The 19,766-nt window shown below is 64.9% G+C and carries 30 protein-coding genes; 7 read left to right on the top strand and 23 right to left on the bottom strand.

The window, feature by feature from the left end; all coding sequences use genetic code 11:
- Positions 1-15 precede the first annotated feature (15 nt).
- The 16 genes from rpsQ to rpsL all read right to left on the bottom strand — a co-directional run bounded on the left by rpsQ (position 16) and on the right by rpsL (position 10,912).
- A complete protein-coding gene (rpsQ, locus tag ACEN8G_RS03885) occupies positions 16-288 on the bottom strand; it encodes a 30S ribosomal protein S17 (protein ID WP_307118125.1) in 273 nt (90 codons plus the stop codon).
- Positions 289-299: 11 nt separating this feature from the next.
- Entirely contained in the window at positions 300-503 is a 204-nt protein-coding gene (gene rpmC / locus ACEN8G_RS03880) for a 50S ribosomal protein L29 (protein ID WP_307118124.1), read from the bottom strand.
- A gap of 4 nt (positions 504-507) precedes the next feature.
- Positions 508-939 (bottom strand): 50S ribosomal protein L16, encoded by a 432-nt coding sequence (rplP, locus tag ACEN8G_RS03875; protein ID WP_086128647.1) that lies wholly within the window; start codon positions 937-939, stop codon positions 508-510.
- 16 nt (positions 940-955) lie between these two features.
- Positions 956-1,666 (bottom strand): 30S ribosomal protein S3, encoded by a 711-nt coding sequence (gene rpsC / locus ACEN8G_RS03870; protein WP_413417285.1) that lies wholly within the window; start codon positions 1,664-1,666, stop codon positions 956-958.
- On the bottom strand, positions 1,666-2,043 hold the full coding sequence (rplV, locus tag ACEN8G_RS03865; RefSeq protein ID WP_116838638.1) for a 50S ribosomal protein L22: 378 nt from the start codon (positions 2,041-2,043) through the stop codon (positions 1,666-1,668). Before rplV ends, rpsC begins: the two co-directional genes overlap by 1 nt.
- Positions 2,043-2,321 (bottom strand): 30S ribosomal protein S19, encoded by a 279-nt coding sequence (gene rpsS, locus ACEN8G_RS03860; protein ID WP_086128644.1) that lies wholly within the window; start codon positions 2,319-2,321, stop codon positions 2,043-2,045. The genes rplV and rpsS overlap by 1 nt, the downstream gene beginning before the upstream one ends.
- Before the next feature lie 3 nt (positions 2,322-2,324).
- Positions 2,325-3,176, bottom strand: coding sequence for a 50S ribosomal protein L2 (gene rplB, locus ACEN8G_RS03855; protein ID WP_269574424.1), 852 nt, complete (start codon positions 3,174-3,176; stop codon positions 2,325-2,327).
- The gene (locus ACEN8G_RS03850; RefSeq protein WP_307118122.1) at positions 3,176-3,496 is read right to left on the bottom strand and encodes a 50S ribosomal protein L23; all 321 of its coding nucleotides are present in this window, start codon (positions 3,494-3,496) and stop codon (positions 3,176-3,178) included. Before ACEN8G_RS03850 ends, rplB begins: the two co-directional genes overlap by 1 nt.
- Positions 3,489-4,103 (bottom strand): 50S ribosomal protein L4, encoded by a 615-nt coding sequence (rplD, locus tag ACEN8G_RS03845; protein ID WP_413417288.1) that lies wholly within the window; start codon positions 4,101-4,103, stop codon positions 3,489-3,491. Before rplD ends, ACEN8G_RS03850 begins: the two co-directional genes overlap by 8 nt.
- Positions 4,104-4,862 carry a 50S ribosomal protein L3 gene (gene rplC / locus ACEN8G_RS03840; RefSeq protein WP_086128640.1) on the bottom strand — a complete coding sequence of 253 codons (759 nt, stop codon included), beginning with the start codon at positions 4,860-4,862 and terminating at the stop codon, positions 4,104-4,106. It lies immediately after the preceding gene.
- 387 nt (positions 4,863-5,249) lie between these two features.
- A complete protein-coding gene (gene rpsJ, locus ACEN8G_RS03835) occupies positions 5,250-5,561 on the bottom strand; it encodes a 30S ribosomal protein S10 (RefSeq protein WP_029936463.1) in 312 nt (103 codons plus the stop codon).
- Between the two features lie 173 nt (positions 5,562-5,734).
- Entirely contained in the window at positions 5,735-6,025 is a 291-nt protein-coding gene (locus tag ACEN8G_RS03830; protein ID WP_413418822.1) for a GIY-YIG nuclease family protein, read from the bottom strand.
- A gap of 483 nt (positions 6,026-6,508) precedes the next feature.
- Entirely contained in the window at positions 6,509-7,705 is a 1,197-nt protein-coding gene (gene tuf, locus ACEN8G_RS03825; protein ID WP_413418824.1) for an elongation factor Tu, read from the bottom strand.
- 106 nt (positions 7,706-7,811) lie between these two features.
- On the bottom strand, positions 7,812-9,905 hold the full coding sequence (fusA, locus tag ACEN8G_RS03820; protein WP_413418826.1) for an elongation factor G: 2,094 nt from the start codon (positions 9,903-9,905) through the stop codon (positions 7,812-7,814).
- 101 nt (positions 9,906-10,006) lie between these two features.
- Positions 10,007-10,477 (bottom strand): 30S ribosomal protein S7, encoded by a 471-nt coding sequence (gene rpsG / locus ACEN8G_RS03815; protein ID WP_116838647.1) that lies wholly within the window; start codon positions 10,475-10,477, stop codon positions 10,007-10,009.
- A 63-nt stretch (positions 10,478-10,540) separates the two neighbouring features.
- Positions 10,541-10,912 (bottom strand): 30S ribosomal protein S12, encoded by a 372-nt coding sequence (gene rpsL / locus ACEN8G_RS03810; protein WP_029936467.1) that lies wholly within the window; start codon positions 10,910-10,912, stop codon positions 10,541-10,543.
- A gap of 268 nt (positions 10,913-11,180) precedes the next feature.
- Here rpsL and ACEN8G_RS03805 point away from each other — a divergent pair, with 268 nt between their 5' ends.
- Together ACEN8G_RS03805 and ACEN8G_RS03800 are read left to right on the top strand one after the other, a co-directional pair.
- Positions 11,181-11,735, top strand: a complete 555-nt coding sequence (locus ACEN8G_RS03805; protein ID WP_413418829.1) for a hypothetical protein — start codon at positions 11,181-11,183, stop codon at positions 11,733-11,735.
- Between the two features lie 5 nt (positions 11,736-11,740).
- Positions 11,741-12,226 (top strand): bactofilin family protein, encoded by a 486-nt coding sequence (locus tag ACEN8G_RS03800; RefSeq protein ID WP_413418831.1) that lies wholly within the window; start codon positions 11,741-11,743, stop codon positions 12,224-12,226.
- A gap of 207 nt (positions 12,227-12,433) precedes the next feature.
- Here ACEN8G_RS03800 and ACEN8G_RS03795 read toward each other — a convergent pair whose 3' ends face one another.
- Positions 12,434-13,036, bottom strand: a complete 603-nt coding sequence (locus tag ACEN8G_RS03795; protein WP_413418196.1) for a DUF4142 domain-containing protein — start codon at positions 13,034-13,036, stop codon at positions 12,434-12,436.
- A gap of 101 nt (positions 13,037-13,137) precedes the next feature.
- Between ACEN8G_RS03795 and ACEN8G_RS03790 the strand changes: the two genes are divergently transcribed.
- The 3 genes from ACEN8G_RS03790 to ACEN8G_RS03780 all read left to right on the top strand — a co-directional run bounded on the left by ACEN8G_RS03790 (position 13,138) and on the right by ACEN8G_RS03780 (position 14,918).
- A complete protein-coding gene (locus ACEN8G_RS03790; protein ID WP_413418198.1) occupies positions 13,138-13,611 on the top strand; it encodes a GFA family protein in 474 nt (157 codons plus the stop codon).
- 261 nt (positions 13,612-13,872) lie between these two features.
- Positions 13,873-14,331: a surface-adhesin E family protein gene (locus ACEN8G_RS03785; protein ID WP_413418200.1), complete on the top strand. Its 459-nt coding sequence runs from the start codon at positions 13,873-13,875 to the stop codon at positions 14,329-14,331.
- The gene (locus ACEN8G_RS03780) at positions 14,328-14,918 is read left to right on the top strand and encodes a hypothetical protein (protein WP_413418202.1); all 591 of its coding nucleotides are present in this window, start codon (positions 14,328-14,330) and stop codon (positions 14,916-14,918) included. Before ACEN8G_RS03785 ends, ACEN8G_RS03780 begins: the two co-directional genes overlap by 4 nt.
- A gap of 500 nt (positions 14,919-15,418) precedes the next feature.
- Here the strand turns inward: ACEN8G_RS03780 and ACEN8G_RS03775 are convergent, their stop codons facing one another.
- Together ACEN8G_RS03775 and ACEN8G_RS03770 are read right to left on the bottom strand one after the other, a co-directional pair.
- Positions 15,419-15,763 (bottom strand): DUF3140 domain-containing protein, encoded by a 345-nt coding sequence (locus ACEN8G_RS03775; protein ID WP_413418204.1) that lies wholly within the window; start codon positions 15,761-15,763, stop codon positions 15,419-15,421.
- A 75-nt stretch (positions 15,764-15,838) separates the two neighbouring features.
- Positions 15,839-16,528, bottom strand: a complete 690-nt coding sequence (locus tag ACEN8G_RS03770) for a hypothetical protein (protein ID WP_413740739.1) — start codon at positions 16,526-16,528, stop codon at positions 15,839-15,841.
- Between the two features lie 77 nt (positions 16,529-16,605).
- Here ACEN8G_RS03770 and ACEN8G_RS03765 point away from each other — a divergent pair, with 77 nt between their 5' ends.
- Entirely contained in the window at positions 16,606-16,755 is a 150-nt protein-coding gene (locus ACEN8G_RS03765) for a hypothetical protein (protein ID WP_413740738.1), read from the top strand.
- 114 nt (positions 16,756-16,869) lie between these two features.
- On the top strand, positions 16,870-16,995 hold the full coding sequence (locus ACEN8G_RS03760; protein ID WP_413740737.1) for a hypothetical protein: 126 nt from the start codon (positions 16,870-16,872) through the stop codon (positions 16,993-16,995).
- Positions 16,996-17,241: 246 nt separating this feature from the next.
- On the opposite strand, the gene ACEN8G_RS03755 is transcribed toward ACEN8G_RS03760, so the two are convergent.
- The 4 genes from ACEN8G_RS03755 to ACEN8G_RS03740 all read right to left on the bottom strand — a co-directional run bounded on the left by ACEN8G_RS03755 (position 17,242) and on the right by ACEN8G_RS03740 (position 19,761).
- Complete coding sequence (locus ACEN8G_RS03755; protein ID WP_413418208.1) at positions 17,242-17,640, bottom strand: hypothetical protein; 399 nt, start codon at positions 17,638-17,640, stop codon at positions 17,242-17,244.
- A 63-nt stretch (positions 17,641-17,703) separates the two neighbouring features.
- The gene (gene lpdA, locus ACEN8G_RS03750) at positions 17,704-19,101 is read right to left on the bottom strand and encodes a dihydrolipoyl dehydrogenase (protein WP_413418210.1); all 1,398 of its coding nucleotides are present in this window, start codon (positions 19,099-19,101) and stop codon (positions 17,704-17,706) included.
- A 41-nt stretch (positions 19,102-19,142) separates the two neighbouring features.
- Positions 19,143-19,541, bottom strand: a complete 399-nt coding sequence (locus tag ACEN8G_RS03745; RefSeq protein WP_413418212.1) for an acyl-CoA thioesterase — start codon at positions 19,539-19,541, stop codon at positions 19,143-19,145.
- Entirely contained in the window at positions 19,534-19,761 is a 228-nt protein-coding gene (locus ACEN8G_RS03740; protein ID WP_413418214.1) for a hypothetical protein, read from the bottom strand. Before ACEN8G_RS03740 ends, ACEN8G_RS03745 begins: the two co-directional genes overlap by 8 nt.
- Positions 19,762-19,766: the final 5 nt, after the last annotated feature.

Raw genomic sequence — 19,766 nt, 5'->3', positions numbered from 1 at the left:
TTCCAGTTAAAAAGATTAGGCGGCGGCGTCCGACTTGGCCGGGGTCGCGTGGGTGTTCACCCGCTCGATCACCTTCCAGGTCTTGAGCTTGGAGATCGGCGCAGTCTCTTCGATGCGCACGGTCTCGCCGGCCTTGTACTCGTTCGCCTCGTCATGGGCGTGATACTTCTTCGAGCGGCGGATGATCTTGCCGTAGAGCGGGTGCTTCACCTTGCGCTCCACCAGCACGACCACGGTCTTGTCGCCCTTGTCGGAAACCACGTTCCCGGTCAGCACGCGCTTCGGCATGGTTTCGTCCTTTACTTGGCAGTCGAGCGCGAGCGCTCGTTCTGCAGCGTCTTGATGCGGGCGATGTCGCGACGGACTTCGCGGACCCGGCTCGGCTTCTCGAGCTGGCTGGTCGCGGCCTGGAAGCGAAGGTTGAATGCCTCGCGCTTCAGGTTGCCGAGCTCGTCGCTCAGCTGGTCCTCGGTCTTCGCACGAAGATCGGTAGCCTTGGTCATTCTATCAACCCTCCAGGTGCGAGGTATCGCCGAGGCGAGCCACGACCTTGACCTTGATCGGCAGCTTCATCGCCGCACGCTCGAAAGCTTCAGCAGCGAGCGGGCCCGGCACGCCGTCCAGCTCGAACAGGATGCGGCCCGGCTTGACGCGGGCGACCCAGAATTCCGGCGAGCCCTTGCCCGAGCCCATGCGGACTTCAGCAGGCTTCGACGAAACCGGCACGTCCGGGAAGATGCGGATCCAGAGACGGCCCTGGCGCTTGATGTGACGGGTGATCGCGCGGCGGGCCGCTTCGATCTGACGGGCGGTGATCCGCTCCGGCTCCATCGCCTTCAGGCCATACGACCCGAAGTTCAGCGCAGTGCCACCCTTGGCGTCGCCGTGGATGCGGCCCTTGAAGGCCTTGCGGAACTTGGTGCGCTTCGGTTGCAGCATTTCTCTGTCCTAACCCTTAGCGGCGGTGGTCGTCGCGCGCCGGGCGAACGCCCGTCGTCTGCGACTCCAGGTTGAGGCGATCGGTCGCCATCGGATCATGGCCGAGGATCTCGCCCTTGAAGATCCAGACCTTCACGCCGCAGACGCCATAGGCGGTGTGCGCTTCGGCCGTGGCGTGGTCGATGTTCGCGCGCAGCGTGTGCAGCGGAACGCGGCCTTCGCGATACCATTCCGAGCGGGCGATCTCGGCGCCGCCGAGACGGCCGCCGCAGTTGATCCGGATGCCCTCGGCGCCGAGGCGCATCGCCGACTGCACCGCGCGCTTCATGGCGCGGCGGAAGGCGATACGGCGCTCGAGCTGGTCGGCGATGCCCTGGGCGACGAGCTTGGCGTCGACTTCCGGCTTGCGGATCTCGACGATGTTCAGGCTCACGTCGCTCGAGGTCATCGAGGACAGCGTCTTGCGCAGCTTCTCGATGTCCGAGCCCTTCTTGCCGATGATGACACCGGGACGGGCAGCGTAGATCGAAACGCGGCACAGCTTGGCCGGACGCTCGATCACCACCTTCGAGATCGCGGCCTGGGGCAGCGTCTCGACGATGTACTTGCGGATCTTGAGGTCCTCCATGAGGAGCCGGCCATAGTCGGCGCCCTCGGCGAACCAGCGGCTGTCCCAGGTACGGTTGACCTGGAGACGCAGGCCGATCGGGTTGCTCTTGTGACCCATTATGCTTCTTCCTGCTCGCGGACGACGATGCGAAGACGGCTGAACGGCTTCAGGATGCGGGTGGACTTGCCACGGCCGCGGGTCGCGAAGCGCTTCATCGTGATCGACTTGCCGACCGAAGCCTCGGCGACGACGAGCGCGTCGACGTCGAGGTTATGGTTGTTTTCCGCATTGGCGATCGCCGAGGCGAGAACCTTGCGAGCATCGACGGCCATGGCCTTGGTCGAGAACTGAAGGATGTTCAGCGCGTCGCCGGCCTTCTTGCCGCGGATCAGGCCCGCGACGAGGTTCAGCTTCTGGGCCGAACCACGGATCTGCGTGGCGACGGCAAGGGCTTCCTTGTCGCCAACCTTGCGGGGGGCTGCCTGCTTAGACATTAGCGCTTACCCTTCTTGTCGGCTGCGTGGCCGGGGAAGAAGCGGGTCGGCGCGAACTCGCCGAGCTTCATGCCAACCATGTCCTCGTTGACCGAGACCGGCACGAACTTGCGGCCATTGTAGACGCTGAACGTCAGGCCGACGAAATCCGGCAGGATCGTCGAGCGGCGCGACCAGGTCTTGATCGGACCGGCGCGGGTGCCCTGCTCCTGCGCGGTCTGCGCCTTCTTGAGCAGGTGGAGGTCCACGAACGGACCCTTCCAAACGGAGCGAGCCATGGGTTAGCCCTTCTTCTTCGCGTGACGGCTGCGGATGATCATCTTGTCCGTCGCCTTGTTGTGGCGGGTGCGCGCACCCTTGGTCGGCTTGCCCCACGGGGTGACCGGGTGACGGCCGCCCGAGGTACGGCCTTCACCACCGCCGTGCGGGTGGTCGACCGGGTTCTTCGCGACACCGCGGGTCAGCGGGCGGATGCCCTTCCAGCGGTTGCGGCCGGCCTTGCCGAGGTTGGTGTTCTGGTTGTCCGGGTTGGACACCGCACCGACCGTCGCCATGCAGTTGCCGTGGATGTAGCGCTGCTCGCCCGAGTTCAGGCGGACGATGACCATGCCGCGGTCACGACCGACGACCTGGACATAGGTGCCTGCCGAACGGGCGATCTGACCGCCCTTGCCCGGCTTCATCTCCACATTGTGGACGATGGTGCCGACCGGCATCTGGCCCAGCTCCATGGCGTTGCCCGGCTTCACGTCGGTCTTCTTGCCGGCGATCACCTTGTCGCCGACGGCGAGGCGCTGCGGCGCGATGATGTAGGCGACGCGATCCTTGCCGGCTTCGTCGGCGCCGTAGTTCACGAGCGCGATGAAGGCGGTGCGGTTCGGGTCATACTCGATCCGCTCGACGGTGCCCTCGACGTCCCACAGGCGGCGCTTGAAATCGATGATACGATAGCGCTGCTTGTGGCCGCCGGCGATGCCGCGCGAGGTCACATGGCCCTTGTTGTTGCGGCCGCCGGTCTTGGTCTTGCCCTCGGTCAGAGCCTTGACCGGACGACCCTTGTACAGGGCCGAACGGTCGATCAGGATCAGGCCGCGGACGCCAGGCGACGTCGGATTGTAATTCTTGAGTGCCATTACGAATTGACCCCCGAGGTCACGTCGATCTGCTCACCGTCGGCGAGGGTCACGATAGCCTTCTTCACGTCAGAGCGCTTGTAGGGGGCGCCCTTCCACTTCTTGGTCTTGCCCTTCTGGACGATCGTGTTGACGCCAGTCACCTTGACCTTCCAGATCGCCTCGACGGCGGCCTTGATCTCGGGCTTGGTGGCGTCGCCAGCGACCCGGAACACAACCGCGTTGTGCTCGGAGACGAGCGTCGACTTCTCGGTGATGTGCGGCGCGACAATCACGTCATAGTGACGGTTGTCGATCGCGGCTGCCTGCTTCTTAGCCATTGAAGCGCGCCTCCAGCTTCTCGACGGCAGCGCGGGTCAGGACCAGCGTGTCGTGCTTCAGGATGTCATAGACGTTGGCGCCCACCGCGGGGAGGACGTTCACGCCGATCAGGTTGCGCGCAGCCAGGAAGCCGTTGCCGGCCTCGCCGTCGATCACCAGGGCAGTCTTGCCGGTGCCAAGCTTGGCGAACTGGGTCTTCAGCTCCGCGGTCTTGGCGGTGCCGAACGCGTCGAGGACGATCAGCGAGCCGGCCTTGGCGTGGCTGCTGAGGGCCATCTTCAGGCCGAGCGCGCGGATCTTCTTGTTCAGGCCGGGGTTGAAGTCACGGACGCGGGCGCCGTGAGCCTTACCACCACCGATGAACACCGGAGCGCGGCGATCGCCGTGACGGGCGGTACCGCCGCCCTTCTGGCGACCGAACTTCTTGCCCGAGCGGGCGACGTCGGCACGCTCGCGAGTGCCGCGCGCGGTGGCGCGACGCTTCTCGAGCTGCCAGGTGACGACGCGGTGCAGGATGTCGGCGCGCGGCTCGACACCGAAGACGGTGTCGTTGAGCTCGATGTCGCCCGAAGCCTTGGCGTCGAGGGTTTGAACCTTGACCTTCACTTAGCCCTCCTGGCCTTCGGTCGCCTCGGGAGCCTCGGTCACTTCGGCCGGAGTCTCCGCGGGAGCGGTGTCGTTGTTGTTGGCGACCGACTTGATGCCGGCCGGGAACGGCGCGGCGTCGGGACGGGCGACCTTGACGGCGTCCTTGACGAACAGCCAGCCACCCTTCGAGCCAGGGACCGAGCCCTTGACGAAGATCAGGCCGCGCTCGACGTCGGTGCCGACGATCTCGAGATTCTGCTGGGTGCGGAACTTGTCACCCATGTGGCCGGCCATCTTCTTGTTCTTGAAGACCTTGCCCGGATCCTGACGCTGACCGGTCGAACCCAGCGAGCGGTGCGAAACCGAGACGCCGTGGGTCGCGCGCAGACCGCCGAAGCCCCAACGCTTCATGCCGCCCGCAAAGCCCTTGCCCTGGGTCTTGCCCTGGATGTCGACGAACTGGCCGGCGACATAGTGGTCGGCCGAGATCTCGGCGCCCACTTCGAGCAGGCCGTCCGCATCGACGCGGAACTCATGGACGACAGCCTTGGGCTCGACTTCGGCCTTGCCGAAGTGGCCGCGCTGCGGCTTGGCGACATTCTTGCTCTTCGCCGTGCCGGCGCCGAGCTGGACGGCGGTATAGCCGTCACGATCCTTTTCGCGGACGGAGACGACCTGCACGCCTTCGAGAGCCAGGACGGTGACGGGCACGTGGCGGCCGTCGTCCTGGAACAGGCGGGTCATCCCCAACTTCTTCGCGATCACGCCAGTGCGCATGACCAGTTGCTCCTATGCATAGGCACCCGAGGGGGAATTCCCACGGGTGCGTGCTTCAGCCCGAAAATATGATGCGAGCCCCCGTCCGGGCTGAACCCCTTCCCGAAGGAAGAGGCGACGGGGGACGCAGTCCCGGTTCTCCGAAGAGGCCGGCGGTATCCCTATCGCGATGCGAGTGCGCCCGTGGCGCCCTCCCGTTCCTTGCGTTGGATCGGGATCGATCCGGTGGAGGAACCTGGCGAATCCCCCATAAGGGAATCGCGAATCTCGTGTGGAGGCGCGCCTTTACGTCAGCAGCGCTTCCCTGTCCACCCCCACACCTGCATTCCTGCGAAGTATGCGGCAGGACGAGAAAGACCCCCGCTTTCGCAGGGGCCTTCAACCGGCTCAGGCCAGCTTGATCTCGACGTCGACGCCAGCGGCGAGGTCGAGCTTCATCAGCGCGTCCACGGTCTGCGGGGTCGGCTGCACGATGTCGAGCATGCGCTTGTAGGTGCGCACCTCGAACTGCTCGCGCGACTTCTTGTCGATGTGCGGGCCACGGTTGACCGTGAACTTCTCGATCTTCGTCGGAAGCGGAATCGGGCCACGGATGAGAGCGCCGGTACGGCGGGCAGTGTCGGCGATGTCGCCGGTCGCCTGGTCGAGCACTCGATGATCGAACGCCTTCAGGCGAATACGGATATTCTGCGTTTCCATGTCCCTACCAATGCGAAAGAGCGGAGCCCGTTGCCGGGCTTCTATGCTGTGTTTGAACCGAAGGGGCGGCCCATACAGAGAGATATGATTCGGATCAAGGGGCGATGCGATGGAATCTGCCGCCCTTCCCCGTCGCCCCGGCCTTGCGCGGGGGCCCCGCTTCTTTCCGCCCCTCAAAAAAGCGTATCGGACAGATCACGCCATTCCGGGTTCCCGCGCTCGATCTGCTCGAACTTCCATTCCCGGCGCCAGCGCTTCACGCGTTTCTCATGCGCGATGGCATCGCTGATGTTCGGCGCATGCTCGGCCCAAACGAGCCTGTTCAGCCCATAGCGACGGCAAAAATCCGAGCCACCCTCCGTGCGATGCTGGTGAACCCGTGCCGCAAGGTTCGCCGTCACGCCTACGTAGATCGTGCCGCGGTACCGGTCTGCCATGATGTAAACCCAGCCACCTCGCTCCATTCGAATAGGACAGAAGAAGCGGGACCCCGGGTCAAGCCCGGGGTGACGAACGCCGGGCTATTACCCCCAAATCCGACACGATCGCTGATCTCGCGGAGTATCAAGGGCGTAAGCAAACTATCTATGGGAGAATAGCTATGTGGTGGGTACTCGGCATATTAGCAGCGGCTGCCTTCTTCTTTGTAGGCCAGCCTGATCGCCCAACCGCAACAGGCGGAGGTGCTACCGCAGGCCTGATAGTCGGCGTCATTCTCGCCCTAATCTACGGCAATTGGTGGCTAGTAAGTCGAAGCATAACCGTCGGGATCCTGCTCGGGCTACTCTTCGAGATTTTGCCGCGCTTGGCACGCCATCGCTGAAACTTGGCTAGGTCCGAGCCGCAGCGCCCACGCCTTAACTCGTGGCGATCCCCTTGAAGCCGAAAAGGCCCGGCCTCCTTGGCAGGAGACCGGGCCCTTCGAACTCTACCCTAAAGGGTGAAGCTTACTTCTGGATCTCGGCGACGACGCCGGCACCCACGGTGCGGCCGCCTTCGCGGATCGTGAAGCGCTGGCCGACGTCCATGGCGATCGGCGCGATCAGCTTGATGCCGAGAGCGACGTTGTCGCCCGGCATCACCATCTCGGTGCCGGCCGGCAGCTCGATGGTGCCGGTGACGTCGGTGGTGCGGAAGTAGAACTGCGGACGATAGTTCGCGAAGAACGGCGTGTGACGGCCGCCCTCGTCCTTCGACAGGACGTACACTTCCGACTGGAAGTCGGTGTGCGGCTTGATCGAACCCGGCTTGGCCAGAACCTGGCCACGCTCGACTTCGTCACGGCCGACGCCACGGATCAGCGCGCCGATGTTGTCGCCGGCTTCACCCTGGTCGAGCAGCTTGCGGAACATTTCGACGCCGGTCACGACGGTCTTGCGGACGGTCTCCTGGATGCCGACGATCTCGACTTCCTCGCCAACCTTGACCACGCCGGTCTCGACGCGGCCGGTCACCACGGTGCCGCGGCCCGAGATCGAGAACACGTCTTCGATCGGCATCATGAACGGCTTGTCGAGCGGACGCTCCGGCTGCGGGATCGACTCGTCGACAGCGGCCATGAGAGCCAGGATGGCGTCCTTGCCGAGCTTTTCGTCCGAACCCGAGAGGGCGGCGGTCGCCGAACCACGGATGATCGGAATGTTGTCGCCGTCGAACTCACGACGCGACAGCTCTTCGCGGATTTCCATCTCGACGAGCTCGAGGATTTCCTCGTCGTCGACCAGGTCGACCTTGTTGAGGAACACGACCATCGTCGGCACGCCGACCTGGCGAGCGAGCAGGATGTGCTCCTTGGTCTGCGGCATCGGGCCGTCGGTGGCGGCGACCACGAGGATCGCGCCGTCCATCTGGGCAGCACCGGTGATCATGTTCTTCACATAGTCGGCGTGGCCCGGGCAATCGACGTGCGCATAGTGACGCTTGTCGGTCTCGTACTCGACGTGCGCGGTCGAGATGGTGATGCCGCGCTCGCGCTCTTCCGGAGCCTTGTCGATGTTGGCGAAGTCGACGGCGGCGTTACCCGCAACGTTCTCTGCCAGAATCTTGGTGATAGCGGCCGTCAGCGAGGTCTTGCCGTGGTCGACGTGACCGATGGTGCCGATGTTGAGGTGCGGCTTGTTCCGCTCAAACTTTGCCTTCGCCATTGTTTTCCTACCTTCTGATCTCTGATTCCGCGCCGCCAGGGGATTCGCCGGAAGGCGGCCCCATAGCGGCTGTTTTCAAGTTATGCCAGCCCAAGCGCTACGCGCGTCAGGCGAGCTTCGCCTTCACTTCGTCTGCCACGTTCGGCGGCACTTCGTCATAGTGCGAGAACTGCATCGAGTACTGCGCACGACCCTGCGTGAACGAGCGGAGCGAGTTCACGTAACCGAACATGTTCGCCAGCGGCACCATGGCCTCGACCGTCTGCGCGTTGCCGCGGCTGTCGGTGCCCTGGATCTGACCACGGCGGCTGTTGATGTCGCCGATGACGTCGCCGAGATAATCCTCGGGGGTCACGACTTCCACCTTCATCACCGGCTCGAGCAGCTTGATGCCCGACTTCTGGGCCGCTTCGCGCATTGCGGCGCGGGCAGTGATTTCGAACGCCAGCGCCGACGAGTCGACGTCGTGGTACGCACCGTCATAGAGCAGCACTTCGAAGTCGATGATCGGGAAGCCGACCAGCGAACCCGTCAGCGCGGTCTCGCGGAAGCCCTTCTCAATCGCCGGGATATATTCCTTCGGAATGTTGCCGCCCTTGACTTCGTCCTTGAAGACGAAGCCCGAACCGCGCTCGCCCGGGGTCAGCTTGACCTTCACGCGGCCGAACTGGCCGGTGCCGCCCGACTGCTTCTTGTGCGTGTAGTCGATGTCCACCGGCTTCGCGAGATACTCGCGATACGCCACCTGCGGCGCACCGACGTTCGCCTCGACCTTGAACTCGCGCTTCATGCGGTCGACCAGGATCTCGAGATGGAGCTCGCCCATGCCCTTGATGATGGTCTGGCCCGACTCGTGGTCGGTCGAAACGCGGAACGAGGGATCCTCGGCGGCCAGACGATTGAGCGCGATGCCCATCTTTTCCTGGTCGGCCTTGGTCTTCGGCTCCACCGACAGCTCGATAACCGGCTCCGGGAACTCCATGCGCTCCAGGATGATCGGGTTCGCGGTGTCGCACAGCGTATCGCCGGTCGTGGTCTCCTTGAGGCCCGCGATCGCGACGATGTCGCCAGCGCGTGCTTCTTCGATGTCTTCACGCGAGTTCGCGTGCATCAGGAGCATACGGCCGATCTTCTCCTTCTTGTCCTTCACCGAGTTCAGATACTGACCCTTGGTGAGGGTGCCCGAATAGATGCGGGCGAAGGTGAGCGAGCCGACGAACGGATCGTTCATGATCTTGAACGCCAGCAGCGAGAGCGGCGCGTTGTCGTCGGCCGGACGCGAATCCGGGGTTTCGCCGTCGAGCTTCACGCCCTGCACGTCCGGAATGTCCAGCGGCGAAGGCAGATAGTCGACAACGGCGTCGAGCAGCGGCTGCACGCCCTTGTTCTTGAACGCCGAACCGCAAAGGATCGGAACGAACGCCATGGCGAGCGTGCCCTTGCGGATCAGCTTCTTCAGGTCGGCGGTCGAGGGCTCATTGCCTTCGAGATACGCTTCCATCAGCGCGTCGTCCTGCTCGACGGCCATCTCGATCAGGTCGCTGCGATACTTCGCGGCCTTTTCCTTCAGGTCGTCGGGGATCTCGGCATATTCGAACTTCGCGCCCAGGCTCTCCTCGAGCCAGATGATCGCGCGGTTCTCGACCAGGTCGACCAGGCCCTTGAAGCCGCCTTCCTCGCCGATCGGCAGATACAGCACGGCCGGACGCGCGCCGAGGCGGTCGACGATCGTATCCACACAGAAATAGAAGTTCGCACCGGTGCGGTCGAGCTTGTTGACGAAGCACATCCGCGGCACGCCGTACTTGTCGGCCTGGCGCCACACGGTCTCCGACTGCGGCTCCACGCCGGCAACGCCGTCGAAGCAGGCAACCGCACCGTCGAGCACGCGCAGCGAACGCTCGACTTCGATCGTGAAGTCGACGTGGCCGGGGGTGTCGATGATGTTGATCAGGTGCTCTTCACCCTTGCCCTCGTTCGCCTTCCACTTGCAGGTGGTGGCAGCCGAGGTGATGGTGATGCCACGCTCCTGCTCCTGCTCCATCCAGTCCATCGTCGCCGTGCCTTCGTGCACTTCGCCGATCTTGTAGGACTTGCCGGTGTAGTAGAGGATGCGCTCGGTCGTCGTCGTCTTGCCGGCGTCGATGTGCGCCATGATGCCGATATTGCGATAACGCTCGAGCGGATGGCTGCGGGCCATGACCTGGTTTCCTTAAGGATGTGGGGAGCCGGACGATCCAGCTCCCCGATATGTAGGAACGAAAATTTCCAGCGCCAGCCGGGCCGGCGCTGGAGAAAGACTTACCAGCGGTAGTGGCTGAAGGCGCGGTTCGCTTCAGCCATACGGTGGGTGTCTTCACGCTTCTTCACGGCGTTGCCGCGGTTGTTCGAAGCGTCGAGCAGCTCGCCCGAGAGGCGCGCCGACATGGTGTTCTCGCTGCGGTTGCGCGCAGACGTGATCAGCCAGCGGATCGCGAGCGCCTGGGCACGCTCCGGACGGACTTCGACCGGAACCTGGTAGGTCGCACCGCCGACGCGGCGGCTGCGGACCTCGATGCCCGGCTTGATGTTGTTCAGCGCGTCATGGAACACGCCGATCGGATCGCGCTTGGCGCGCGCTTCGACGGTTTCCATGGCCGAATAGACGATGCCCTCGGCAACGGACTTCTTACCGTCCAGCATGACCGAGTTCATGAACTTCGAAAGGACGATATCACCGAACTTGGGATCCGGCAGGATTTCGCGCTTTTCTGGGCGACGACGACGAGCCATCTTGAATTTCCTTCTAAACCTTCAGCGTGTCCGGAACCCGTCCGGGGCTTACTATGGCTGTGATTACTTCGGACGCTTGGCGCCGTACTTCGAACGCGACTGGCGACGATCCTTGACGCCCTGCGTATCGAGCACGCCGCGCAGGACGTGGTAGCGAACGCCGGGAAGATCGCGGACACGGCCGCCGCGGATCAGAACAACCGAGTGCTCCTGAAGGTTGTGACCTTCGCCCGGGATGTAGCTGATGACTTCGCGCTGGTTGGTCAGGCGGACCTTCGCAACCTTGCGGAGCGCCGAGTTCGGCTTCTTCGGAGTCGTCGTGTAGACGCGGGTGCAAACACCGCGCTTCTGCGGGTTCTGCTCCATCGCAGGGACCTTCGACTTGGCCTTCTGCGGTTCGCGGCCCTTGCGGACCAGCTGGTTGATCGTCGGCATGAAGCCCTTCACCTTTATGTTACCGGCTGGGCCGGCGGTTACTTTGCTGGAACCCTGTGTTTGAGAATACGAAAAGGCCCCGGGTGTACTCGACCCCCCGGGCCATTGCGTCTCCAGCAACGTTCAGCTCTTGCCCCAAAAGGAATCGCGACCGGACGTGCCGGTCCCTTGTGGGACGGGGGCGCCTATAGCGAGGGGGGCTTGGCGGGTCAACTGACTCGCCGGCGGGATAAGAGAGCGTCAACCAACGCCCGCCTAGAACGGTCAGATGGTTCGTTACGCCCCCCGATTCAAGCCGCTCGCCGCGGCGCTGGCCGCACTGGCCGCGACCCTGCTGCTCGGCACCCTGGACCCGGCCCTGTCCGGCCCCGCCAGCCTGCTGGGCTGGGAGGCGTTCGGACTGGCGATCGTCGCGGGCGCCGGCTTCCTTGCGTGGCACCTCGCCCAGCTGACCGCCCTGCCCGCCGGATCCCCGCTCAGGGCGGCGCTGCCGGCCGCGCTGATCCCGCTGATCGTCTTTCCGCACATCGGCACCGCCGCGCTGCTGGTGCCGGCGACCCTTGCCCTCGCATTGCTCGCGACCGAGCGATTCGCCGCGCCGCTGGCACTCACCGGCGCGCTCGCCGCGCTCGGCACTGGACCCGTCGCCGCCGGAGTCGCCGGCGTAACGATGCTCGCCGCCGCGTGGCTTTGCCGCGCCCGGTGCCCGGCGGCGAACGACAATCCCTCTCTGGAACGCATGCCCCGCTTTTGGCCGGTGCCCGCCTCCCTGCGTTATGCTAGAGATATCCCACGGGATTCGGGTTACGAATTTGGGGAGTAGCGTGAATGTTCAACGGTAATAATCGTGGTCGCGATCGTGACGAGCGTCCTGCAATGCCGCCGGCGCCGCCGCAGCAGGCCGGTGGCGGCAAGCGCGGCATGTTCTCGGTGATCGGTCCGGACGTGACGGTGACCGGCAATATCACTGCCAGCGCCGACCTGCATATCGACGGTCGCATCGAAGGCGACGTCAATTGCGGCAGCCTGGCCCAGGGCGCCGACAGCCAGGTGTTCGGCAACGTCACCGCCGAGACCGCCCGCCTCGCCGGTGCGATCGAAGGCACGGTGCGCGTGCGCCAGCTCACCATCGAGCGCTCGGCCAAGATCACCGGCGATGTCGAATATGAGAACATCACGATCGAGAATGGCGGCCATATCGACGGCCGCCTGAAGCATATGAGCACCGTCCAGGCGGCGGCCCCGGCCGCTCCCTCGGGCCCGCGCCCGGTCGAGTCGGCCCCCTCGCCCTTCGCGACGGCGGCGAACGAATAAGCTCCCGGCTTTCGGAAAACAGGAAGGGCGCGTTCTCGCAGGAGAGCGCGCCCTTTGCTTTTTGCTTATGAGGAGGAATACCCTCTCTTCTTTCCCCGGCGAAGGCCGGGGCCCAGACTAAGCGTGCGCGTCGCAGACGCGCCAAGGGGCGCGGACTTTCAAGTCTGGACCCCCGCCGTCGCCGGGGAAAGGGAGTAGGCTCAGACCCTACAACCCCCGGATCTTGTCCAAATGCTGCTGCACCACCGGCGCCACCTCGGCCGCAAAGGCCTTGAGCTCGGGCACGGTGCCGCCCGCGGCATAGTCCTTCACCACCGCCAGCGTCTTCTCGTGCGCGACGACCTGCTGCGCCTTGTAGGCCGCGTCGAAATCAGATCCCGTCGCCTGGCGCAGCGTGGCCAGGTTCGCCTCCTGCTCGGCGCTCAGCTTTGGATCGGGCTTGATCGCCGGCATCGCCTTGCCGCCCGCCGCCTTGAGCTTCGCGGTCGATTCGCTGTGGGCGGTCACCATCATCCCGCCGAAATCCTTTAGCGCCTGGACGGTCGCCTTTTGCTGGGCGAGCTTGCCCGCCTCGATCTCATAGGCGTCACTCGCCCCGGCGGTATCGGCAAAGGTCTGGCCGGTCAGCGCCACCGTGCCCGACGCCATGTTGACGTCGGTGCCGCTCGCCGCATTGGCGTCGATGCTGTTCTCGGGGATGATCGTGTCGGTGGCGACGATATTGTCGACCGTGGTCACCGGCTCGGCGCCGCCACAGGCACTGAGCGCGACCGCCGGGCCGAGCCCGAGCGCGAAGAAGTATCTGTTCATGCAGGCATTCCCTCTCCTGTTTTGCGGAAAGGAACGCGGGCATCGGAGCGCCGTTCCGGCTATCGTGCCGGGATGCGGCGAAGCGAGAAGGGAGATGGGCGATGACCGACTGGACCGAGGCACAGGAAGGCGGCTGCCGCTGCGGGGCGCTGCGCTTCCGCCTTAGCGGCGCGCCGATGCTGACCAGCGCCTGCCACTGCACCGGCTGCCAGAAGATGAGCGGCAGCGCCTTCTCGCTGACCCTGACCGTACCCGCCCAGGCTTTCGAGCTGCTGCAGGGCGAACCGGCGATCGGCGGCCTGCACGGTCCTGTCGCGCACCATTATCACTGCGACCATTGCAAGAGCTGGGTCTTCACTCGCGCCGAGGGGATGGACTGGTTCGTCAACATCCGCACGACGATGCTCGACACCCCCGACGACCAGCCGCCCTTCCTCGAGGCCTGGGCCAGCGAGAAGCTCCCCTGGGTCGAGACCCAGGCTACGCGCAGCTATTCGGGCGATCCCGATTGGAACGACTGGGAGGTTCTGACGCAGGAATATGCGGGGACCGTGGGCTCCGCGGCGAGAACCTAGTCGGCGAACCGACCGGGATTGGGTGAGAAGCGGTCTGGCGGCCCTCTATTCCTGTCTTCGCGAATAATGCGCGGTCAGCGCGGCGCCGCGTGTCAACTCGATTGACCATCGGCCGGACCTCGTCGGGGCGCCCCCGACGAGTCCGAACAGATCAGGTATCCGGGATCGCGCTTCCTAGGTAGCTTCGCGCTTGCCCTATGATCTAATTATACGGCAACCCGCGCTGCAGAACCATTATTCATGTGCTGGGAAGGAGAGGCCATGCGTGGATCCGCGGTTGCACTTGGATTGCTGATGTCAGTTTCTGCGCAGGCGCAAAACATGCCTTGGGCCGGTTACACAACGGAGGGTTTGGGCGAGACGCGCGAGCCTTGGAAATTCAACTGGACTGATCCCGAGAACGAATGGCTTCGCATCTCCACTGACAGCCAGAAGGCGACCTGGTTTCTCCAACTGGCAAGCGATCTCCGGGTCAAGGAGCAGCCCAAAAGCGCGCGGCGGGTGTGGCTCAAGATCGATTACAGTAGGCAGGCATCTGAGCCAGCACGCGAGGCCAAAGCGTTGTGGATCATCAACTGTACTGACCAAACATTCATGGTGCGTAACATGACTTGGTATGCGCCCAACGGCGTCGTCCAGGAAACACGCTCCTACCCAGCAGCGGACATCATCCCAGAGAGCATGGCCGCCACGATCTCGCGCCGGGTCTGCGCTCAATGAACCTCCTGACTGATCGCAAGGGCAGCCTTGGCCTGGTTGGCGCGGCATTCGTATTTTCTGTCCCGATCATGGCAGACAAGAAGCCAGGGGAGTTGGCCCAGGCGCTCCAACCCTGGCTGCCTGCGTTCTATGTCCTGGCTGGCTCGTTGGTACTCTATGCGGTCGCGGCCTTCGCCTATGAGCGGGGACGCAAGAGTGGGGGGCTGAAGGGCGACCTCGACGTCCAGATCGCGGCCAAGGGCAGGAGCATTCCCGACCTAATCTATGCGGCCAACCAGATTGCGACGATGCTGTTGGAACAAGGTGCCCTCAGGGTCGGAGCGATGGAAGCCAAGTATCCCACGCTGGAGCGAGACCACGAGGTTTGGTACGATGACGAGGCACGGGTCGCGCGGGATGACTTTATGGCTATTGCGCGGTTCTGTCGAAATATTCGGGTCGTAAACGGACCTGGATGGATGGCGGGCCCAGATGCGTCGGGTGATTTCAAAGAGGCCGAACGGGCTGAATATGGCCCTGCAATCGAACAGCGGCGTGATCGGCTCGTGAACCGGTTGAAGGTTATGGCTGCAACTGTGGCACGCTGATCACACCAGCCAGAAAATCGAACAGACAGAGAACGAATCTAGGTTGACGGCTTTTATGAAGCTGTCAAAATCGGAGCGTAGCGCAGTTGATTGCACAGGGCGGACTGCCATGGGCCCCGCCGAGCGAAGCAGTTGTTTATAGGGAAGTCGGCGGGGCCCATGGCAGTCCGCCCTGTAGCTTTGCCCGCGATTTTTTCATGACAGTATTATGGAAGTTGCGCTTCCGATTTTTTGACGGCTTAGCTTTCATTTTGCCAGATCTCCTCAAGAGCTATTTAGTCGCTGGAGCATTCTGGGCCGTTGGAATCAGTCCACCGGGCTGAATAACCAGCTCTCAATACTACCATGCATTAGCCAATAATCCAAGAATAACAGGCATATAAGTGCATCAGGCAAGCACTTAGAAACTGCGTAGGACGCTTACAATTAGGACCGAGCCACGCTCCGCTAGTGGATCCCTTCCCTTCGACCATACGCGCCTATTCACACCACCAACCGTCCTATTCCTTCATCGGATCATGCCCCCAGTTCATCAGCGAGTAGCGCCAGCGTGAGGTGGGGATGCGGTAGTCCTCGTGCGGTCCCTGGGCGCGGTGGCGGGCGACGAAGCCGACCACCTTGCGCATATGGGCATAGTCGCCCCCGTCGAGATCGTCCTTGTTGGTCCGCAATATCCCGACGATCCGCCGGCCCGAGGCATGGCCGATACTCTCTCCACCGCCCCGCTTGAAGCCGACCTTGCGGCTCTCGTCCGTCTCCAGCCACGCTTCGATTTCCGCCGGCGCCATGTTCACCACCTGGTGGAACTTGCGCCATATCTCCTCGTGATCGTCGCGACCTGCCAACCCGCTTCTCCGTTATCGTCACGTTACCCATGCGTAACGGTGGGCCCTAGCCCGGAGTTTCGCGTCGCGGAGATTTTATCCAGCCGCATCGGTGTAAGTTTCCCCGACGGACGGCAGCACGAGCCGCGCCGCGAGGGACGTCCCACCGACCAGCAGCAGCGCGGCGAGCGCTATCCCCAGGCCTCGCCGCGGCAGCTTCGCACCCGCCAGCAGCACAACCGCCAGCCCGGTCGCGAGCATCGCCCACAGGTGATAGCGATAGTCCGCCGCCACGCTGATCACCAGGAAGGCGAGCTCGGTCAGCACCGCCGACAGGGCGAGCGCCACGGCCAGCCGCTGCCGTCCGTCCTCGCCTCGCCAGGCCAGCGCCAGCACCGCCATCGCCGCCACCAGCCACAGGATCGGCGCGCCGAGCGGGCTCTCGGCGAGCGTGCCCGCCAGCCGCTGGAAGGGCGCGATCCGCGGCGCGGGGGAGCCGAGGCCCAGCCTGTTGGGCTCGCTGTCCGATTGCGGCTCGGCAAGCGGGAAGCGCTCCGGCACGAACCAGCGCATAGTCGCATTCCAGTGCGCGAGCCGATGCGCGGCATAGGCGAGCGGATGCTGCACGATCGCCGCGATCCAGGCGCGGGTCAGCGCGCTGCCGGGCGCGGCTCGGGCGAGGCCGTCCGAGACGAAGTCGCAGCGGTCGCCAAGCGGATCCCAGAGCAGCGGCCGAGGCGCGGCACACCCCGGCGGGCAGCACCGGCACTGCCTCGGGCCCGGCATGCTGCGCGATCCCGGCCAGGTCGTAGATCGGCAGCGAGCGGCCGACATCGCTGGCGCCCGCACGCAGCAGCCCGTGATTGACCAGCGGCATCGCCGCCAGCACCGCGACCGTCGCCGCCAGCATCAGCGCGCCGTGGCGCACCGGCTTCCAGCCGCCGGTGCCGAGCAGCCCTAGGGCGAGCGGAACGGTGGCGAACACCGCGTTGATCCGCACCAGCGTGGCGTAGAGCAGCAACAGGCCGACCAGCACCGCCGCCCAGCGTGGCAGCGGCCGGTCGTCCAGCCTCCACCAGGCGGCGAGCCCCGTCGCGGCGAGCAATGCCCCCGCCATCTGCCCGTCCTTGAGCACCGCGACCTGCCAGCCGGCGATCGGCGGCCAGAGCCCGAGCAGCAGCACCGCGCCCGCCGCCAGTCTCGCACCCCGTCGGGCCAGCCCCGCTGCGACCAGGCCGAGCCCGGTCCAGTAGAGCAGCATCTGGAGCAGGAACATCGGCGCCTGCCCCTGCCAGCCCGCCGCATGGAACAGCGCCCATAGCCGCGCCATCGCCGGCGGGTGCCAGTCGTCATAGCTGCCCGAGAGGATCTGGGCATACTGGTTGAGGCTGTCGAACATCGCGATGCCCGGCCAGAAGGCGGCGAGCAGGGCGAGGCAGAGCAAAGATGCCGCGAGCGCCGCCCATGCAGCGGGCGACACGCGCGTCAATGCGAGGCCTTCAGCTGGTCTTGCGGCCGAACACCGGGCGCGGGGCGTCGCCCTGTGGGGGCGCGGCCGGGGCGAAGGCGGCGGACGCCTCGGGCATCGGCTCGCCGGCCGCGGCCTTGCGTGCGAGGTAGCGCGCCAGCGCCGCATCGGCATCGAAGTCCGACCCCGCCTCTTCCTCCACGCCTTCCCGGGCACCTGTCGGCCCGCGCGGCGTGATCACCAGCTTGAACAGCCGGAACGCCAGCGGGATGCAGAAGATCAGCCCGACCGCCGCCAGCCCGAGCACCGTCGGCCCCAGCCCGCCCGCCATCGGGCCGTCGCTCCAGCCCGAGAAGCCGGTGAAATAATAGAGCAGCCCGCCGACATAGAGCAGGGGCAGCAGCGACAGAATCAGCTTGAACGCGCGCACGCCAAATCTCCCACCAGTTCCGGGGAACATGGCGGAAGATTTGAAACAAAGCGTGAAGGCCGCTTAGATGTGCAGCGCGCGGCCGTAGGCGCCGAGGACCGCCTCGTGCATCGTCTCGCTGATCGTCGGGTGCGGGAACACCGTCTCCATCAGCTCGGCCTCGGTGGTCTCGAGCGTCTTGCCGATCGTGTAGCCCTGGATCATCTCGGTCACTTCCGCGCCGATCATGTGCGCACCGAGCAGCTCGCCGGTCTTGGCGTCGAACACCGTCTTCACGAAACCCTCGGCCTCGCCCAGCGCGATCGCCTTGCCGTTGCCGATGAAGGGGAAGTTGCCGACCTTGACCTCATAGCCCGCTTCCTTGGCCTTGGCCTCGGTGAGGCCGACCGACGCGATCTGCGGGTGGCAATAGGTGCAGCCCGGGATGTTGCGGACGTCCATCGCGTGCGGATGCTTGCCGGCGATCGCCTCGACCGCGATCACGCCCTCATGGCTCGCCTTGTGCGCGAGGAACGGCGGCGCGGTGACGTCACCGATCGCATAGAGGCCGGCGACATTGGTCTTGCACGCGGCGTCCGTGACGATGTGGCCGCGCTCGGTCTTCACGCCCAGCGTCTCGAGGCCGATATTCTCGGTGTTCGGCACGATGCCGACCGCGACGATGACGTGGCTGAACTCCTCGACGGTGACCTTGCCGTCCTTGCCCTTGATCGAGGCCTTCACGCCCGAGCCGGTAACGTCGATCTTCTCGACGCCGGTCGCGGTGCGGATGTCCATGCCCTGCTTCTTGAACTGCTTCTCAAGATGCGCGGAGACGTCCTTGTCCTCCACCGGCACGATCCGGTCGAGCATCTCGACGATGGTCACCTTGGCGCCCATGTCGTTGTAGAAGCTGGCGAACTCGACGCCGATCGCGCCCGAGCCGATGACCAGCAGCTTGGTCGGCATCTCCGGCGGGGTCATCGCCGTCCGGTAGGTCCAGATGCGCTTGCCGTCGGCCTTGGCGAACGGAAGATCACGCGCACGGGCACCGGTGGCGACGATGATGTTCTTCGCCTCGATATCGGTCTTCTTGCCGTCCTCGGCGGTCACGGTCAGCTTGCCCGGCGCGGTCAGCACGCCGGTGCCGAAGTGCACCGCGATCTTGTTCTTCTTCATCAGGTGCGTGACGCCCTGGTTGAGCTGCTTGGCGACACCGCGCGAGCGCTTCACCACGGCTTCCAGGTCGGCGCTGATCTTCTCGGCGACCAGGCCGTAATCCTTGGCGTGCTGCATATAGTGGAAGATCTCGGACGAGCGGAGCAGCGCCTTGGTGGGGATGCAGCCCCAGTTGAGGCAGATGCCGCCCAGCAGCTCGCGCTCGACGATCGCCGTCTTGAGGCCCAGCTGCGCGGCGCGGATCGCCGCCACATAGCCGCCGGGGCCCGAACCGAGCACGATCACGTCATAGGTGTCAGCCAAGGGAGGAATCCTTCAATTGGGTTGAATGCGAATATAGGGCGTCAGGCAGCGGTTGCATCGATCGGCCGCGGCCGCTTGTGCTCGTCCACCGCGACGAAGACGAACTGCGCCTGCGTGACCAGGCAGCTCTCTTCCGAATGCCGGGCGCGGCGCCAGGACTGGACCTCGATCGTCATCGAGGTGCGTCCGACCTTGACGATGTCGGCGAACACCGAGACTTCGTCGCCCACCGAGACCGGCGCGTGGAACTTCATGCCCTCGACGGCGACCGTCACGGCTCGCCCGCGCGAATGGCGCGCGGCGACCAGCCCGGCGGCCAAGTCCATCTGGCCCATCAGCCAGCCGCCGAAGATGTCGCCATAGGCATTGGCGTCGGCCGGCATGGTGCTGACCCGGATCGCCGGCTGCTGCTGCGGAGGAGTGGAGCCGCCCTCAACCATCGACCTGCGTCCCCGTGCCGCCGGCAAGCTTCGCCTTGTCCTCGGCGAACGCCTTGCGCACCGGGCCCACGCCCATCGCCACCACGGCGATCATGCAGGCATAGCCGACCAGCCAGATGTCACCGGTCGCGCGCGGATAGGACCAGGCGGCCGCCGCGGAGATCAACGCCGCGGCGATCAGCCCGATCGCGATATGCACCACTTCGATCAGCACGCGCATCGGCG

This window comes from Sphingomonas sp. Sphisp66, assembly GCF_047324325.1.
Taxonomy (GTDB): domain Bacteria; phylum Pseudomonadota; class Alphaproteobacteria; order Sphingomonadales; family Sphingomonadaceae; genus Sphingomonas.
This window is presented reverse-complemented; position numbering and strand designations above follow the sequence as displayed.